The organism is Paenibacillus tyrphae (assembly GCF_027925525.1).
GTDB classification, from domain to species: Bacteria; Bacillota; Bacilli; order Paenibacillales; family NBRC-103111; genus Paenibacillus_G; species Paenibacillus_G tyrfis_B.
In genome coordinates, this window is sequence record NZ_BSDJ01000099.1 from 1 (window position 1) to 530 (window position 530).

The following is a 530-nucleotide window of genomic DNA, read 5'->3' on the forward strand; positions in this document are numbered from 1 at the left end:
GTATACAGCTTGAATCAGGGATTTTAGCGCCTTGTCTTTGTCCAACGTTTCTCTCTTGAGGTAGGCATAGTATCCGCTTCTTGAGACACCTAACACGCTACAAAGCTCGCTAATGCTGTATTCATTAGCTGCTTCCTTTATGATTCTATACTTCTGAGTCTTACCTCCTGCATCCAGATTTCCAAACACTTTTTTAGCATTTCATTCTCCCTTTTCAGCTTTTGAACGTAGCGATCTTGGTCGATGTACTCCTGTCGCCTTCCCCTCTGGTCCAATAAACCGAACTTTCCTTGCTCCCGGTATTTCCTCATCCATTTCTTCATCCGTTGCGGATCATGAATTCCCAAGTGTTCATTAATCTGCCGATACGTCCACTTATCTTCTACATGTAGACGAATGGCCTCAGCTTTCAATTCCTCCGAATATGTTTTAAGCTTTTGTCCCTTCAAAGCCATAAAAAATGCACCCCCTAGAATTCATCGGAATACCCAGGGGGTTTTTCCAATGTCTATTCTAAGGGGTGCACCTCA

At 43.4% G+C, this 530-nt stretch carries 1 protein-coding gene; it reads right to left on the bottom strand.

Annotated features, from left to right (window positions below; translation table 11 throughout):
• Positions 1–137: 137 nt before the first annotated feature.
• Positions 138–455: a transposase gene (locus tag QMG93_RS35020; protein ID WP_281944523.1), complete on the bottom strand. Its 318-nt coding sequence runs from the start codon at positions 453–455 to the stop codon at positions 138–140.
• Positions 456–530: the final 75 nt, after the last annotated feature.

Excerpts from the sequence above, each read along its gene's own strand:
- QMG93_RS35020 (WP_281944523.1), bottom strand. The coding sequence starts at position 455 with ATGGCTTTGAAGGGACAAAAGCTTAAAACATATTCGGAGGAATTGAAA.